Annotated in this window: 12 protein-coding genes and 1 pseudogene; 4 read left to right on the forward strand and 9 right to left on the reverse strand. The window is 72.9% G+C overall.

The window, feature by feature from the left end:
* From ACWGJ2_RS30105 to ACWGJ2_RS30125, 5 genes and pseudogenes are all read right to left on the reverse strand, one after another.
* A pseudogene (locus ACWGJ2_RS30105) lies at positions 1-680 on the reverse strand (prenyltransferase/squalene oxidase repeat-containing protein); the annotation flags it as partial.
* An 8-nt stretch (positions 681-688) separates the two neighbouring features.
* Positions 689-1750 (reverse strand): UbiA family prenyltransferase, encoded by a 1062-nt coding sequence (locus ACWGJ2_RS30110; RefSeq protein ID WP_453349429.1) that lies wholly within the window; start codon positions 1748-1750, stop codon positions 689-691.
* Complete coding sequence (locus ACWGJ2_RS30115) at positions 1747-2892, reverse strand: polyprenyl synthetase family protein (protein WP_453349430.1); 1146 nt, start codon at positions 2890-2892, stop codon at positions 1747-1749. The genes ACWGJ2_RS30110 and ACWGJ2_RS30115 overlap by 4 nt, the downstream gene beginning before the upstream one ends.
* Before the next feature lie 2 nt (positions 2893-2894).
* Positions 2895-3878: an aminotransferase class I/II-fold pyridoxal phosphate-dependent enzyme gene (locus ACWGJ2_RS30120; RefSeq protein ID WP_453349470.1), complete on the reverse strand. Its 984-nt coding sequence runs from the start codon at positions 3876-3878 to the stop codon at positions 2895-2897.
* 719 nt (positions 3879-4597) lie between these two features.
* Positions 4598-5746: a serine hydrolase domain-containing protein gene (locus tag ACWGJ2_RS30125; RefSeq protein WP_453349431.1), complete on the reverse strand. Its 1149-nt coding sequence runs from the start codon at positions 5744-5746 to the stop codon at positions 4598-4600.
* A gap of 429 nt (positions 5747-6175) precedes the next feature.
* Between ACWGJ2_RS30125 and ACWGJ2_RS30130 the strand changes: the two genes are divergently transcribed.
* From ACWGJ2_RS30130 to ACWGJ2_RS30140, 3 genes are all read left to right on the forward strand, one after another.
* Positions 6176-6295 carry an azolemycin family RiPP peptide gene (locus ACWGJ2_RS30130; RefSeq protein ID WP_453349432.1) on the forward strand — a complete coding sequence of 40 codons (120 nt, stop codon included), beginning with the start codon at positions 6176-6178 and terminating at the stop codon, positions 6293-6295.
* 146 nt (positions 6296-6441) lie between these two features.
* Complete coding sequence (locus tag ACWGJ2_RS30135; protein WP_453349433.1) at positions 6442-8661, forward strand: TOMM precursor leader peptide-binding protein; 2220 nt, start codon at positions 6442-6444, stop codon at positions 8659-8661.
* An 81-nt stretch (positions 8662-8742) separates the two neighbouring features.
* A complete protein-coding gene (locus tag ACWGJ2_RS30140) occupies positions 8743-9870 on the forward strand; it encodes a SagB/ThcOx family dehydrogenase (RefSeq protein ID WP_453349434.1) in 1128 nt (375 codons plus the stop codon).
* Positions 9871-9898: 28 nt separating this feature from the next.
* Here ACWGJ2_RS30140 and ACWGJ2_RS30145 read toward each other — a convergent pair whose 3' ends face one another.
* The 4 genes from ACWGJ2_RS30145 to ACWGJ2_RS30160 form a co-directional block, all read right to left on the reverse strand.
* On the reverse strand, positions 9899-11443 hold the full coding sequence (locus ACWGJ2_RS30145; RefSeq protein ID WP_453349435.1) for a flavin-containing monooxygenase: 1545 nt from the start codon (positions 11441-11443) through the stop codon (positions 9899-9901).
* Positions 11444-11571: 128 nt separating this feature from the next.
* Entirely contained in the window at positions 11572-11856 is a 285-nt protein-coding gene (locus tag ACWGJ2_RS30150) for an EF-hand domain-containing protein (RefSeq protein ID WP_453349436.1), read from the reverse strand.
* Between the two features lie 191 nt (positions 11857-12047).
* Entirely contained in the window at positions 12048-12668 is a 621-nt protein-coding gene (locus ACWGJ2_RS30155) for an L-threonylcarbamoyladenylate synthase (protein ID WP_453349437.1), read from the reverse strand.
* A 70-nt stretch (positions 12669-12738) separates the two neighbouring features.
* Positions 12739-13788, reverse strand: coding sequence for a zinc-binding dehydrogenase (locus tag ACWGJ2_RS30160; protein WP_453349438.1), 1050 nt, complete (start codon positions 13786-13788; stop codon positions 12739-12741).
* Positions 13789-13941: 153 nt separating this feature from the next.
* On the opposite strand from ACWGJ2_RS30160, the gene ACWGJ2_RS30165 reads away from it, so the two are divergent.
* Positions 13942-15153, forward strand: coding sequence for a cytochrome P450 family protein (locus tag ACWGJ2_RS30165; protein WP_453349439.1), 1212 nt, complete (start codon positions 13942-13944; stop codon positions 15151-15153).
* The last annotated feature ends 16 nt before the right edge of the window (positions 15154-15169 follow it).

The following is a 15169-nucleotide window of genomic DNA, read 5'->3' on the forward strand; positions in this document are numbered from 1 at the left end:
GGGTCGCCGCGGACCGCCCCGGCGCCGCGCTCGCGCTCGTCCGCCTGGCGCACCAGCGCGAGCGCGCGGGGCCGGGTGAGCCCGTCGAGACGCCGTCCCAGCGGCCCGCGTGGGCGGTGCGCCGACTGGGCCATTGCCATGGCGCTGAAGATCGGCAGCCGCAGGCTGAGCAGTCGGCGGGCGAGGGCGGGCAGGAGCAGGAGTTCGGCGGGCAGCCGGGGCAGTCCGGCCGGGTCGCGCCGGCCCGCCAGCACGTCGAACTGCCGGACGAGCCCCGCCATGGCGGGCTCCGGCAGCGCTTCCGCGCCGCCGCGCCGGTGCAGCAGGTCCTGCGCCGCGGTGATGACCCGGGTGCGCTCCGGCGCGGCCAGTCGGAGCGCGGCGGTGACGGCTGCCGTGCCGAGGGTCTCGGTGCCCACTCCGGCCATGGCCCAGCCGCCGTCGTCGCGCTGCGTCGCGCACAGCCGCTCGACGGCCGCCTCGCGCAGCGGCACCGGCACCGGCTCCGCCCCGTGTGCGGCGGCGGTGTGGAGGGCGAGGAGCACGGCGGCGGTGTTGGCGGGCGAGAAGCGGTCCTCGTCCGGGGCGAACACTCCGTCGTCCCGGCGGCCCGCGAACAGCGCCTCGGCCCCCTTCGGGACGGCGCGCTCCATGCGGTCGAGCACGGCGGTGTCGGGCATCGGCGGGGTCATCCTTCCGGTTGCGCGGTGCGGGGCGTGCCCAGGCGCGGGGGTGACGCGGGCGGTGCGGTGGGCGGTGCGGTGGCGCCCTCGCGGTCGCCGCCCGCCGGGGCGGGGAACTCGTGCCGCGCCCGCATATGACGCTGCGTCAGGAGGCTGACGGCCAGCACGGGTACGAGCAGGCAGAGCGCGGGCAGCGCGCCCCAGCCGCCCGCGGTGAACGCCGCGGCGAGCACCAGCCGCTCCCCCACCAGCACCTCGTGTGCGCGCAGCGCGGCCCGTGGTGTCGGCGCCGCCGAGCGCAGCAGGGGCACCAGCGCGCACGCCCCGGCCACGGCGGCGAGCACGAGCAGCGTCGCGGCGGCGACGGGGTGGGCTGCGAGCACGAGGTGGCATGTGCCCGCGGCGAGGGCGAGCACGTAGAGCGCCGAGGCCACCCGCACGGCGTGCCCGAGCCCGTGCCGTACCGGCAGCGTCAGATAGCCGCCCGCCCGGTCCCCCTCCACGTCGCGGAGGGTGCCGACGAGGTTGGACGCGGTGTCGTGCGAGAGGAAGGTGAGGGCCACGAACAGCACCCCCCACGAGGGCAGGTGGCCGGGCGGCGCGGTCACCGCGGCACCGAACAGCACGGCCAGGGCGCTCAGCAGCCCCCGTACACCGTTGCCGAGGATGCCCCTGCCCTTCAGCACACGGCTGTAGGCGACGATCCCGGCCAGCGCCAGCACGACGAAGCCGACGACGGGCCAGTTGACGCCGAGGACGATCAGCGCGGCGAGGAGCACGGCGCCGACGCCGCACGCGCGCGCTGTCCCCGCGCTCAGCCGCCCCGAGGGTATGGGGCGCTGCGGCTTGCCGATGGCGTCCAGTTCGCGGTCGAAGTAGTCGCCGAGATAGTGCCCGCCCAGCCAGCCGAGTGTGGGGCACAGCCACGCCGCGAGGACGCCTTCTGCGGTGACGGCGCCGCCGCCGCAGGCCGCGCCCGCGAGCCCGAGCAGGCCGGGGTAGGCCAGGGTGTAGGGGCGCCAGGTCTCCAGGTGGGCGCGTACGGCCGCGCCGTGACGCGCGCTCACAGGTTCCGGTCCGCTGCCAGGTCGGCCACAGCGGCCAGCGCGCTGCGGGCCTCTCCTGCGGGCAGGTCCAGCAGCGCGGCCTTGGCCCGCGCGGACTCGGCCAGCGCGTCGGCGCGGGCCAGTTCCAGCGCGCCGGTCACGGTCAGCAGGGTGCGTACGGTGCGCAGCGCCTCCTCGGGCGGCACGGTGCCGTCGAGTGCTTCCGTCAGCCTCCGCCGGTCCCGCTCGTCGGCCCACTGCCAGCACAGCAGCACCGGCAGCGTCGGGCGGCTGTTGGCGAGGTCGCTGAGCACGGGCTTGCCGCTGGTGGTGTCGTCGCTGAGGTACGGGAGCAGGTCGTCGGCCATCTGGAAGGCCCTGCCCAGGTGTTCGGCGTACCTGCGGAGTGCCTCCCGCGCCGTCGGCTGGCCGCCCGCGAGGAGGGCGCCGCCCACGCAGGCGGCGCGGAAGAGGGCGCCGGTCTTCAGCGCGATCATCTTCAGGTACCGCTCCAGTCCGCAGCCGGGCCAGGCGCGCAGCTCGTCCTCCAGCGCCTGTCCGCGGCACAGGTCCACACCGGCCTCGGCGAGCACCCGTACGACGGCGAGCCTGCGGTCGTCGGGAACCGGGTGGTCGACGGCGGCGCTGTCGGTGCCGTCCGCGTTCCCGGGGTCATCGGAGTCACCGGCCACCGCGCGGAACGCGTCGATGATGAGGGCGTCGCCCGTCACGATGGCGTTCGGCATACCGTGCCGTGCCACCACGGTCGGGCGGCCCCGGCGCAGTTCGTCGCCGTCGATCACGTCGTCGTGGACGAGGGAGCCGCTGTGCAGGGACTCGATGCCCAGGGCGGGGCCCAGCGCGTGTGCGCGGGGCAGGCCGAGCGCCGCGGCGGACTCGGTGAACAGCAGCGGGCGCAGCAGCTTGCCGGGCGGCAGCAGCGCGGAGCGGCTCATCGCGTCCACGCCGGTGGCGTCGGCCGGACATCGGCGCTCCAGCTCCTCGCGCAGCAGTGTGAGCGTGCGCTCCAGCGGGTCGGCCGGGGCGGGGCCGTCCGGTACGGGGTCGGCGAGCGCCGCCGGGGCGGAGGGTGCCGAAGGGGCCGGTATCGGGGGTGACGGGGTCGGCGCGATGCCCTCCCGCGCCGATCGCGCTGCTCGCATGGTCACCGGTCCAGGGAGGCGCGGTAGTCGGCGGCGAGCGTGGCGAACGCGTCGTTCGCCGCGCGTTCGGCGATGGTGACCCGCACGCCCTCGCCCGGTTTCCCGCACACCACCACACCCCGGTCGGCGCAGTGCTGCGTGAACTCCTCGACGCCCTTCTCCAGCGGCAGCCACACGAAGTTGGCCTCGCTGTGCGCCGAGACCCATCCCTGTTCCGTCAGGAGGCGGTGCAGCCGTTCGCGTTCGGCGGCGGTCTCGCGGCACTGCTCGCGTATCTCGGCGCTGTGCGCGAGCGCTGCGACGGCAGCGGCCTGGGCCGGAGCACTCACCCGCACGAACATCTGGAGGGGGCGCAGCGGATCGAGCAGCGAGGGGTGCCCGACGAGATAGCCGACGCGCAGGCTCAGCAGACCGTACGACTTGGAGAAGGTGCGCACGACGCACACGCGCGGGTCCTCGCGGTACAGCTCGATGCCGTCGGGGACGGACCCTTCGGTGGCGAAGTCACGGTACGCCTCGTCCAGCACGACGGTGACGTGGTCGGGCAGCCGCCGCAGGAACTCCTCGACCGCGCCGGGCCCCACGGCCGTACCCGTCGGGTTGTTGGGGTTGCAGACCAGCACCATGCGGGTGTCGTCGGTGACGGCGTCGGCCATGGCGTCCAGATCGTGGCGCTCGTCCTTGAGCGGGACGCGCACGACCGAGGACGAGGCGTTCGCCGCCATCATCGGGTACGCCTCCCACGACGGCCAGGCGTGCACGGTGTGGGTGCCGGGTCCGGTGAGGGCGCTGAACAGTTGCTGGAGCAGCGCGCCGGAGCCGGGGCCGACGAGGACGTCCCGCGCGGGGACGCCGAGGTGCTCGCCGATGGCCTCCGACAGGCCGAAGCCGAGCGCGTCCAGCGTCCGGTGGGACCGTGTGGCGGCCTCCCTGACGGCCTCGACCACGGCCGGGAGCGGCGGATGGTACGTCTCGTTCAACGACATCTCGTGCACGGCGGCACCCGGCGCGATATCCGGCCGCATTCGGTTCCACCCGCTCGTTTCTGGCACTTGCCCTCCACCACGGATTCTTTCCGGACGGTAGCCCCTGCGAAACAGCACGGAAACCCGGCAGGGCACGGGACGCTAAACGCGATCACCCCTGTGGATTCCGTACGCCAAGCAGGACGATAACCCCGCACCACTTCGTGTGGCCAGGAGTCGATCACATTCTTGTGGGGCAAGCCAAGACCACGTAATCACCTGCCGCGCGGGCAAATTCTGATCGCTTCCCAGATTCCCGCCGACCATGCGGGCGGGAGGCATGTTTCCGGGCAACCGGAATCCCGCGAGGCGCGCCACCCCCTCCTGCTGCCCGGTGACCAGCAGGCTCTCCCCTGCCCGGAGCGCCGCTCAGGGCTCCGGAACGGAAGGCGGGGTCACACCGTCGGACCGGACCCCGGGAGCGCCCACGGAATGGGCGGTTCACTCCGCTTCCCGGATTTCTGCGCCCGTTCCGTGCCCGGTTCCGGTAAAGGCGTCAGGGGTTGTCGCGCTCCTCGTCCGACGTCGACTCCGCATCCCGAGCGGAAGAGCGACCGAGGCCATCAGGCATTTCGCCTCACTCACCCGTCGGCGCATTCCCCCGGGAATCCTGGTGCGGGGCGCAGGACGGGGAGTTCACAGCGCCGGAATTCTCCGGGGGGAATGCCCGCGTCGGGCCTCTAGCGGCGGCCCTCGCAGAGTGCCGTCTGCACGGCGGCCTTCATGTCGGCGCTCTGTGCGTCCGAACCGCCCGGGTCGAGGTTCACCATGGCCGTCGCCTGCCTGCCGTCGGTCGTGGCGCCGCCCGCCGTCTCGAACCCGAGGACGTCGCCGGTGTGCCCCCAGTAGCGCCCGCCGCAGGGAAGCGGCCTGCTCTCCAGGCCGAGGCCGTACGCGCGGCCGTCGGGGTTGCCGGTCGGCCGGGTCCGCATCATCTCCCGGAGCTGGCCCTGCCGGAGGAGCTTGCCGCGCACCAACGCGTCCAGGAAGCGGTTGACATCGCCGCCGCTGGAGATCATCTCGCCGCCCGCGTTCGCGACGGAGGGGTTGAACGCGGTGATGTCCACGGGCGGTGCTTCCGCGTCGGGGCGCGCGTACCCGCGCGGGTTCGGTCCGGGGATCGACGTGGCGTCTCCCGGCACATAGGTCTCGCGCAGGTCCAGTGGTTCGATGACACGTCGTCGGATTTCGTCGCCGTACGAGTGGCCCGTCACGCTCTCGATGATCATTCCGGCCAGCAGATAGCCCGTACTGGAGTAGCTCCAGTCGGTGCCCGGCTTGAAGGCCGGGGGGTGGGCGAGCGCGATGTTCACGAGGTCGCGGGTGTCGTAGTGCGCGAACGGGTCCTCGAGGACCTTCAGCGGGTTGAGGTGGTCGAGGATGTCGGGCAGGCCGCTGGTGTGCTGGAGCAGTTGACGGACCGTTATCTTCCGGCCGTCGTTGCCGTGTCCGCGCACGACGCCGGGAAGGTAGCGCTCCACCGGCGCGTCGAGGGCGATCCGGCGCTCTCCCACCAACTGGAGCACGACCGTGGCCACGAACGTCTTGGTCATGCTGCCGATCCGGAACCTGCTGTCAGGGTGCACGGGTGTGTGGCGCCGTAAGTCCGCGACGCCGCTGGTCAGCACCGTGCTGCCGCGCCGGTCCCGCATCTCCAGGAGCGCTCCGGGCCCGCCGTCGACGGTGGTCAGCCGGTGCAGGAGCGCGCGCAGCCGCGCGTGACCGGCCGCGTCGTCGTCCTTCGGGGCACCCGCCGCGACACCGGTCGCCGCGGCCAGCGCGAGTAAGAGTGCGAGTGCGCCGTTCAGCGCGCGCTTGTGCTTGGTCACGTGTGCTCCCTCGGTCGTGAAGGCTCTCGTGCGAGGGAGCGCGGTGTCCGCCCCGCGTCGCTGTCCCACGATCGCCGCGGAACGCGAACCGGCGCGATGGTGCGGCCGTCCGGATCGGCGGTGGGGTTAACCCCCTGCCGCGACGAGAGGCACCGGTTCATCCGCTCCACACCGGAAATACCCCGGGAAGGGGAAGTACCCAAAAGAGGGAAAACTCCGGGGAAACCGCCTGTCCGGTCCGCCCTTTTCTGCTGCGCACGTACGAGACAGGAATGCCCCTGCGAGGCCCTTCACCCTTTTCGGGTGCACTGTTTCCTGGGCGTCTTGACGCCCTGTCCAGCGACAACGCGCAATGGAAACGCGCCGACAGCGGTGACGGAATCAATTCGTCGGCGGCTCACCATAGTTGAAAACAAAAAGGAGGACGGTATGCCCGAGAGCGACGACCTGTTCGAGGAAATGACCATTCCGGAGGCGGAGGAGACATTCGCCGGACACTCCTGTCTGAGCGCGGCAGCGGCTGCTGACAGCGAGACCGAAGGCGAATAGACCACCGGGCGTCCCCGGCTCCGCGCGAAGCGGGGCCGGGGACGCTCCCGCCACCAGCCCGTCCCGCCCCCCCTTCTTCGCCCTCGCCCCCCCCGCGCACCCAGGAAAGCAGGCAGCAGCACGTGAGTTCTCCCCACGCTCCCGCGGTGGCTCCGCCGCCCGCACGCACGACGCCCCGCAGCGACGTACGGCTCGTCCGGCGCGGGGACCATCTGTACGTCTGCACCAGCACGGGCACCTTCCGCGTCGCCACCACGGACGCGGCGGGCGACAGTGACGCGGTGCCCCTCGAAGCCCTCCCGGAACACGTGCTGGAGGGCCTGCGCCGGCGCGGTCTCGTCCGGAACGGCGAAGAGGGCCTGTCGCACCCGCTCTACGACCGGTCGGCGCCTCCGGGCACCGTGACCGTGGCAGGCGGACCGCTCGGGGACCACGTCGCGGCACTCCTGTCACGGGCCGGGCTCCGCACGGTGCGCGAGGACCCCGGCGGGAACAGCGGCGCGGACCGGCGGAGGGAAACCGCCACCGCCACCGAAGCCGCCACCGCCACCGAGACCGCCACCGATGCCGCCGTGCTGCCCCTCTCAGCGCCGGAGCCCGCACTCGTACGGTGGACGCGGGCGGCGCTGGAACGGAACACGCCTCTGGTGGTGCATCTGAGCACCCCGTCACGTCTGCTGTTCGCCACCCTCCGGCCCCCGCGCACGGCCTGCCCGCTGTGTCTCGTGCGCCGTATCCGCGCCAACCACACCTGGCAGGCGGTGGCCGGTCTCCCGCTGGACGCGCTGATGGGCGCGGCACACGACGACGCGTGGCCCACGGCCACCGTCGCCGCCGGGCTGCTGGCCCACGAGGTGCTCACGCTCGGCGGCCCGGGGCCCGCGCCGGACTCCGCCGTGCTCACCGAGGTGGACCACCGCTCGCTGGAGCGCGTCCAGCACGCCACCTTCCACACGCCGGGCTGCCCCGCCTGCTCCTCGCACGCCGTGCACACCGCCCCACCACCGGAGGGCGGGCGGGGACGTGACACCCCCGCCGGTGACACCGGTGCCGACGGTGTGGACGTGCGCGAGAGCTGGGAGCGCATGCGGGGCGCCGTCGATCCGCTGACCGGGCTGGTGCTGGAGCTGCGCGTCGACGGAAGCGAGGCACCGGGCGGTACGACGTACGCGCGCACCGCGGGCCGCACGGCCACGAAGTGGTTCTCCCCCGTCTCCGCCGAGGCGCGCGGCGGCGCCGTGAAGGGCGACCCCGTACTGGCGCGGGTCTGCGCGGTCGGCGAGACCATGGAACGCTACGCGGCCGGTGTCTACGACCCGGCACGGCTCGTCCGCGCCACGTTCGCGTCACTGGGCGACGAGGCCGTCGATCCGCGCACCCTGCCGCTGGGCTCCGACAAGGAGTACGCGGCCCACACCCGCTACGGGCCCTTCGTGCCGGACACCGAGATCGACTGGGTGCCGGGCCGCTCCCTGACCACCGGCCGCACCCGCTACGTACCGGCCTGCGCCGTCTATCTCCCCTACCGCTTCCCCCGCGGCCACAAGGCGTGGTTCGACCCCATCTCGACGGGGCTCGCAGCGGGCAGCGGCTACCACCACGCCGTACTCGCCGGACTGTTGGAGGTGCTGGAGCGGGACGCGACGGTGGTGTTCTGGGAGAACAGGCTCGTCCTGCCCACCCTGGACCTGGAAGGGCTGGAGGAGGGCCCGGAGCGGCGGATCGTCCAGCGGCTGCGCTCCGAGGGCGTGCAGCTCACGTGCAAGGACCTGACGACGGACCTCGGCGTCCCGGCCGTCGGCGTCCGCCTCGTGGAGGGCACCCGCGAGCGGCCGGTCGTCGTGCACTCCGCGCGGGCCGACCTCGATCCGCGCGCGGCGCTGCTGGGAGCGCTGGAGGAGGCGTGCCTGGGGCGCGCCGGAACCCGCACCTGGTGCGCACAGCTCGACGCGGGTGCGCGCATCCCAGGCCCTGATGATCTGCTGGACTCGCTCAGGGACTTCAGCCTGTACTACTGGGCTCCGGAGCGCTTCCGTCATCTGGCGTTCTGGGAGGACGGCCCGCTGCGCCCCGTCGCGGAGGCCAGGCCCTCGGAGGGCTTCCGCGCCGACATCGACGAGGCGGTGCGGCGTCTCGACGCACGGGGGTACGAGCCCGTCAGCCTCGACATCACGCCCATCGACGTGGCGGAGTGCGGGGTTTCCGTGGTGCGCACGCTGGTGCCGGGGCTGTGCCCCATCACGCTGCGCAGCGACTTCCACCGGCGCGGCGGCCCGCGTGTGCGGCAGGCGCCCCTCGACATGGGGGTGCGCGAGCGCGCCCTCGCCGAGGACGAGCTGAACCCCCTCCCGCTGCCCTTCCTCTGACGGCACATCACTTCACGCCACCCCACCTCGCCCCGTCCCGCCTCGCCCTGTCCCGCCTCACCGACGATTGGGTCCGCTTCCATGACCGGCCGGTCTCTCTACCGACGCAACCCCGACCTCCTGCTGGAGTGGGACGAGGACGCGGGCGCGGTCCTCGTGGACTGCCTGCGGTGGCGCAAGTTCTCCGCCAAGGCCCCGCTCGTCGATCTCCTGCACCATCTCGACGGGCCGCTCAGCGCCGAGGAGGCGCACGCGAGGTGGCAGGGCGCCGAGGACGCGGAGGACACAGGGGACACAGCGGGCGTGGAGGGGACGCGGAAGCTGCTGGTCAGGCTCGCCGCCGCGGGCATCGTCCAGCGCTGTGACAAGGAAGACGAGGAGGAAGGGGAGGAAGGGGACGGCGCGCCGGTACGGGGCCGCGGCTCGGGCCTGACCCGGTACGAACTCGCAGCGCACGCGCAGGCGGGCCGGGGCCCCGTGCCCCACGCACGGCAGGGGCCCCCTCCGCCCGCGCGTCTGCGCCACCCCGGCGCCACGGCCACGGTGCCACTTGCCGAGGACGCGGGGCCGCCGAGCCGTCCGCTGTCGCAGGTGCTGGAACAGCGGCGCAGCGTACGCGAGTTCGCGCCGGAACCGGTGCCTCTCGCGCTCGTCGCGGCAGTGCTGGACAGGTCGGCGCGCGTGCGCGGCTATCTGCCGCCCCGCGCGTACGAGCAGACGCAGCGCGCCGCCCCCTCCGGCGGCGGACGGCACAGCCTGGAGGTCTATCTCCTCGCCCGCGACGTGGGCGGACTGGACTCCGGCGCCTATCACTACGACCCGTTCGCGCACGCCCTGCACCGGCTCTCCCCCTGGTCGGACGGCCTCTCGGACCTCCAGGACCGTGTGCTCACCACCCCGGCGCTCATGGCGGCGCCGCCCCCGGCCGGGCTCTACCTCACCTCACGCGCCGCGCGCACCGGCTGGAAGTACGAGGGCATGGCCCTCAGCCTCATCTACCGCGACACGGGATGCCTGATGCAGACCATGTGCCTGGCCGCCACCGATCTCGGTCTCGCCTCCTGTCTGACGGGCCGGATGGAGGCGCCGCCCACGGCTCCGTTCCTCCCGCCCGACGAGCACGACGTCCTGCACGTCGGCAACCTCGCGCTCGGCCTGCCGTCCGCCTCCCCGACGGTCCCGCTGCCCATGCCGGAGGCGGACGGCTGACACACGGGACGGGAAGCACCCGAGCGGGTCAGCCGCGGTTCCCCCTCAACAGGCGGAAGTCGGCGGGGTCCAGGGTGCGGGTGCGCGCGGCGTACTCCCGCATGTAGCCGGGCCAGTTGGCGACGTTGCGGCCCGCCGCGTCCCGGTACCAGGAGTCGCACCGCAGCCACGCCGTGCCGTCGAAGCGGCGCCGGACCGCGAGGACGTCCGCGGCCTCCGCTTCGGCGCGCACCTCGATGGCCGCGGCCCGGTGGGCGCGGACGCGCCGCAGCGCCTGGCACAGATAGCGGGCCTGTGCCTGGAGGAAGAAGATGATGGAGCCGCCCGAGGTGTTGGTGTTCGGCCCGTACATGAGGAACATCGAGGGAAAACCCGGCACCGTGATGCCCAGATGGGCCCGCGGGCCGCGCGCCCACGCCTCGCGGAGGCTCCTGCCCCCGGTTCCGGTGATCTCCATGGGGAGCATGAAGTCGTTCGTCCTGAACCCGGTGGCATAGATGACGCAGTCCACCGCGTGCGTACGTCCGTCGGCCGTCACCGGACCGCGCGGTGCCATGCCGGTGATGGGCGCCGTGACCAGCTCCACGTTCTCGCGTTGCAGCGCGGGCAGGAACGTGGAGCTGAAGAGCACCCGCTTGCAGCCGAAGGGGTACGTGGGCCACGCCTTGCGCCGCACCTCCGGGTCGCGCAGCTGCCGTCGCATGAAGGCACCCGCCAGCGCTCCGGCGAACCGTCCCAGGGTGCCCGGATGCCGGATCGCGGCCGTCAGCAGTTCCATGGCGGAGAAGAGGACGGCCCGCCACAGGGCCCGCAGACCGGGCACCCGGCGCAGCAGCGCCCTGACCGTCCTCGGATACGGACCGTTGCTCAGCGGCAGGAACCAGTTGCCCGTGCGCTGAAACACCGTCAGGCGGCTTACCTGGGAGGCGATCTCGGGGACGAACTGGACCGCGCTCGCCCCGGTGCCGACGACCGCGACCCGCTTGCCCCGCAGGTCGTAGCCGTGGTCCCAGCGCGCCGAGTGGAAGCTGTGCCCCTCGAAGGCCGCCCTTCCCGGGAGCGCGGGCACGGCGGGCTGGTTGAGCTGGCCCGTCGCCAGCACGAGGGCTTCCCCGTGCCAGGTGTGCCGCTCCCCCGACGCGTCCCGGGCGTGCACCGTCCACCGGCACGCGTCCTCGTCCCAGTGGCACGAGGTCACCCTCGTCCCCGTCACGACCGAGCGGTCGACGCCGAACTCGGCGGCGACGCCCCGCAGATACTCCAGGATCTCCGGCTGCGGAGAGCACAGCCGCGACCAGTCGGGGCGCTGTGCGTAGGAGTAGGAGTAGAAGTGGCTGGGCACGTCGCAGGCCGCTCCGGGGTAGCGGTTGTAGTGCCAGGTCCCGCCCGGTTCCGGGGCCGCCTCCAGCAGGGTCAGCTCGTCGAACCCGTGCCGTCGCAGTTCGATCGCGGCGGCGATGCCGCCGAAGCCCGCTCCGACGATGATCACTTTCACGTCCGCGCTCCCGTCGTCCGGCGGCCCGGCCGCGCACGCCTCCACAGCGGTGCCGCTCCGCTCCCTCGCGCCCGCCACCACCCTCCCACCGCCGCGAAGAGCGCGTCACGCCGTGAGCCCCGGACATGGCGAAGTCCCCGGCGAGGGCCGCGCCCTCGCCGGGGACTCACGAGGGGACAGGGCCCCCGCTGGTCCGTTCTCCGCCGTCAGCCCTTGCGCGACCCCTTGACGAACTCCTGCTTCGAGATCTGTCCGTCCGAGTTGGTGTCCACCATCCCGAACGCCTTGTGGACGTCGGCCCTGGAGACACCCTGGGCCTGCGCGGCTGTCCGCAGCTCCGGCTCACTGATGGTGCCGCTCTTGTTCGTGTCCATCTGGTGGAACGTGGGCGGGGCACTCGCGTGGCTGGTCTCGGCGAGGGCGCTGCCCGTGGCGCCGAGGACACCTGCCGCCGCGAGGGCGGTCGCGATGACAGCGGTGCGAGTCTGCATGTTTTCTCCCATCGCCCCCGCCGGGAGGCAGGGGTTGGACGCGTGCCGGTTACTTCCATGTGCGAGCACGTGCTCGCACATGCGGGCACCAAACGTAACCGATCCAACACCGTGCGTCACGCAGGGGCGCCGACGGCGGCCCCGCGCCGGAGCACACCGCCGGGCCGCCGCCCGAAGCCGCTCGCGGCCGTTTACTCGAAGCGTGCGGGGTCCCCCGCCCCCCTGCGCACGATCTCGGCCTCACCGCTGGAGAAGTCGACGACCGTGGTCGGCTCGGTACCGCAGTCACCCGAATCCAGTACGGCGTCGACCACGTGATCGAGCCGCTCCTTGATCTCCCAGCCCTGGGTGAGGGGTTCCTCCTCGTCGGGGAGGAGCAGCGTGCTGGAGAGCAGGGGCTCGCCGAGTTCGGCGAGCAGGGCCTGGGTGACGCCGTGATCGGGAATGCGGACCCCGACCGTCTTCTTCTTCGGGTGCCACAGCTTGCGCGGCACCTCCTTCGTCGCGGGGAGGATGAAGGTGTAGCTGCCGGGCGTGGCGGCCTTCACCGCCCGGAACACGTCGTTGTCCACGTGCACGAACTGGCCCAACTGCGCGAAGTTCTGGCACATGAGGGTGAAGTGGTGGCGGTCGTCCAGGTTCCGGATCGACCGGATCCGGTCGATGCCGTCCCGGCTTCCCAACTGGCATCCGAGCGCGAAACAGGAGTCCGTGGGATACGCGATGAGCGCCCCCGAACGGATGCTGTCGGCCACGGTGCTGAGGGTGCGCCGCTGAGGGTTCTCGGGGTGCACGTCGAAATACTTCGCCATCCGCCGAGCTTAGGTGCTGCCCGCGCGATCATGTGGTGGGGGCACGGTCCGCACGTCGGCCCGTGACCGCCTAGGGACGCATGACGATCTTCCCCACGTGGCCCCTGCGGGCGAGTTCCTCCTGTGCCTGGGCGGCCTGTTCCAGCGGGAACGTCGCGGCGACGACGGGCTGGATCTCGGCCCCGCGAGCCAGGTCCATGAGGCTGTCGAAGTGCGTGGGGGTGTGCATCGCGGAGCCGATGACCTGCGCGTTGTGCAGATAGAGACGGCGCACGTCGAAGGCGATGCCGTACCCGCCGAGCGCTCCGGCGACGACCCATCGGCCGCCCTCGCGCAGCAGCGGCAGCCCCTCGCTCACGAGGTCGCCCGCGACGACGTCGAGAGCGACGTCGATGCCCTCCGGTGCCACGGCGCGGAGCTGCGGGGCGATGTCCCGTGCGCGGTCGACGACCTCGTGCGCGCCCGCCTCGCGCACCGCGTCGATCTTGGAGCCGCTGCTGATGGCGACCACCCGCGCACCGCGCGCACGGGCGATCTGCGTCAGCGCGACGCCGACGCCGCCGGAAGCACCCGAGACCAGGGCGGTCTCCCCCTTCCGCAGCCGGCCCCGCTCGACCATGCCCAGCGCGGTGCCGTAGGCGGTCGGCAACGTCGCGAGCTGCGCGTCCGTGAGCGGGGACTCCGTCACGTCGTGCACACGCCGCGCGGGCGCGGTCACATACTCGGCGTAGCCGCCGTCGCGCTCGCTCCCCATCAAGCCGACCGGGTTCGCGTCCGGCCCCTCGGCGTCGTAGATCGCCGGGTCGACGACCACGCGACGGCCGACGAGCCCCACGTCCACATCGGCGCCGACCGCCGCGACCCGGCCGGCCACGTCGGCACCCTGGATGCGCGGGAAGTCGACGGGGCCACGCCAGCCCGACAGCGCCTTCGGGTCCTCCGGGCGGCCGTAGGCGCCCTCCCTGGTCCACAGGTCCGTGTTGTTCAGCGCCACCGCGCCGACCCTGACCAGCACCTCTCCCGCCTGCGGGGCCGGCACGGGCACCTCGGCCAGCTCCAGCACCTCCGGCCCTCCGTGCGCCGTGATCCGCACCGCGCGCATGGTCTCGGACGCGTTCATCGCTTGACCCTCCTCGCAAGTAAACCGATCTGTATACCTGTATCAGTGTAAACCGATCGGTCAAGCGACGTCCAACGCCGCTCCGTGCCCCCGTACCCCCGTGCTCCCATGCCCCGAAGCCACGCGGGCCGCGGCGCTACGATCAGCGGCACCATGACGACCACTCATGACCACGACCCCTTCGCCGCCGTTCCCAACGGCGCACGGCACGCCGCGCTCGCCGAACTGGCCCGGCAGGGCCCGCTGCACCGGCTGGTCCTGCCCACCACGGTGCCCGCGTGGGTGATCACCGGCTACGCGGAGGCCAGGGCCGCGCTGGCCGATCCCCGTCTCGTCAAGGGCGGCCCGGACAACGCGCCATATGTGGCGGAGCTGGAACCGGAGACCTCGGCCGGGCTCAACCACCACATGCTCACGGCCGACCCGCCCGCCCACACCCGGCTGCGCAAGCTGGTCTCGACGGCCTTCACCCGCCGTCAGGTCGAGCGCCTCGCACCCGGTATCGAGGCACTGTGCACGTCACTGTTCGACGACGTGGCCGAGCGGTTGGCGGCGACCGGCGAGGCGGACCTGATGGAGTCGCTGGCGTATCCGCTGCCCCTGACCGTCATCTGCGATCTGCTCGGCATCCCGGAGGAGGCCAGGGAAGATGTGCGCACCTGGATGCGGCCACTGCTGGCGGGCGGGATCTTCGGGTTCGACGCGTACGCGGCAGCCGCGCGGAAGATGCTCGCCTTCACCCGCGACCTGGTCGCCGAGAAGCGGCGCACCCCGGCCGACGACCTGCTGTCCGCGCTGGTCCAGGCCCGTGACGGTGAGGACCGGCTCAGCGAGGACGAACTCACCTCGATGGTGCAGTTGCTGTTCATCGCCGGGCACGACACGACCGTCAGCCTGATCGCCAACGGCGCCCTCGCACTGCTGTCGGACCCGGCGTGGACGGCTTCCCTGCGCGAGGATCCCGGGCAGTGGCCCGGAGCGCTGGAGGAGCTGCTGCGGTTCGACAGCCCCGTCCAGGTGGCGATGCCGCTCACGGCGGCGGCGGACGTGGAGATAGCGGGCCGGACGGTCCCGGCCGGCGACGTCGTGATCGTGTCCCTGCTCGCGGCCAACCGCGACCCCGCCCGCTTCGCCGACCCCGCGCTGCTCGACCTCGCGCGTGACGACGGCGGTCACCTCGCCTTCGGCCACGGCATCCACCACTGCCTCGGCGCGCCGCTGGCCAGGCTGGAGGGCCGGATCACGCTGCGCGCGCTGGTGGAGCGCTTCCCGGGGCTCCGGCTCGCGACGTCGCCCGAGTCGCTGGAGCGTGAACCGGCGCTCCTGTTCAACAAGTTGACGTCCCTACCGGTCCGGAGTTCCTGACCGCCGCCGCACACCC

This window comes from Streptomyces sp. NPDC054796 (assembly GCF_053611545.1).

What these genes read in the sequence shown, in the direction of transcription:
- ACWGJ2_RS30155 (WP_453349437.1), bottom strand. Translation starts at nt 12,668, where the DNA reads ATGGCGAAGTATTTCGACGTGCACCCCGAGAACCCTCAGCGGCGCACC.
- ACWGJ2_RS30150 (WP_453349436.1), bottom strand. Translation starts at nt 11,856, where the DNA reads ATGCAGACTCGCACCGCTGTCATCGCGACCGCCCTCGCGGCGGCAGGT.
- ACWGJ2_RS30160 (WP_453349438.1), bottom strand. Translation starts at nt 13,788, where the DNA reads ATGAACGCGTCCGAGACCATGCGCGCGGTGCGGATCACGGCGCACGGA.
- ACWGJ2_RS30115 (WP_453349430.1), bottom strand. Translation starts at nt 2,892, where the DNA reads ATGCGAGCAGCGCGATCGGCGCGGGAGGGCATCGCGCCGACCCCGTCA.
- ACWGJ2_RS30165 (WP_453349439.1), top strand. Translation starts at nt 13,942, where the DNA reads ATGACGACCACTCATGACCACGACCCCTTCGCCGCCGTTCCCAACGGC.
- ACWGJ2_RS30130 (WP_453349432.1), top strand. Translation starts at nt 6,176, where the DNA reads ATGCCCGAGAGCGACGACCTGTTCGAGGAAATGACCATTCCGGAGGCG.
- ACWGJ2_RS30140 (WP_453349434.1), top strand. Translation starts at nt 8,743, where the DNA reads ATGACCGGCCGGTCTCTCTACCGACGCAACCCCGACCTCCTGCTGGAG.
- ACWGJ2_RS30120 (WP_453349470.1), bottom strand. Translation starts at nt 3,878, where the DNA reads ATGTCGTTGAACGAGACGTACCATCCGCCGCTCCCGGCCGTGGTCGAG.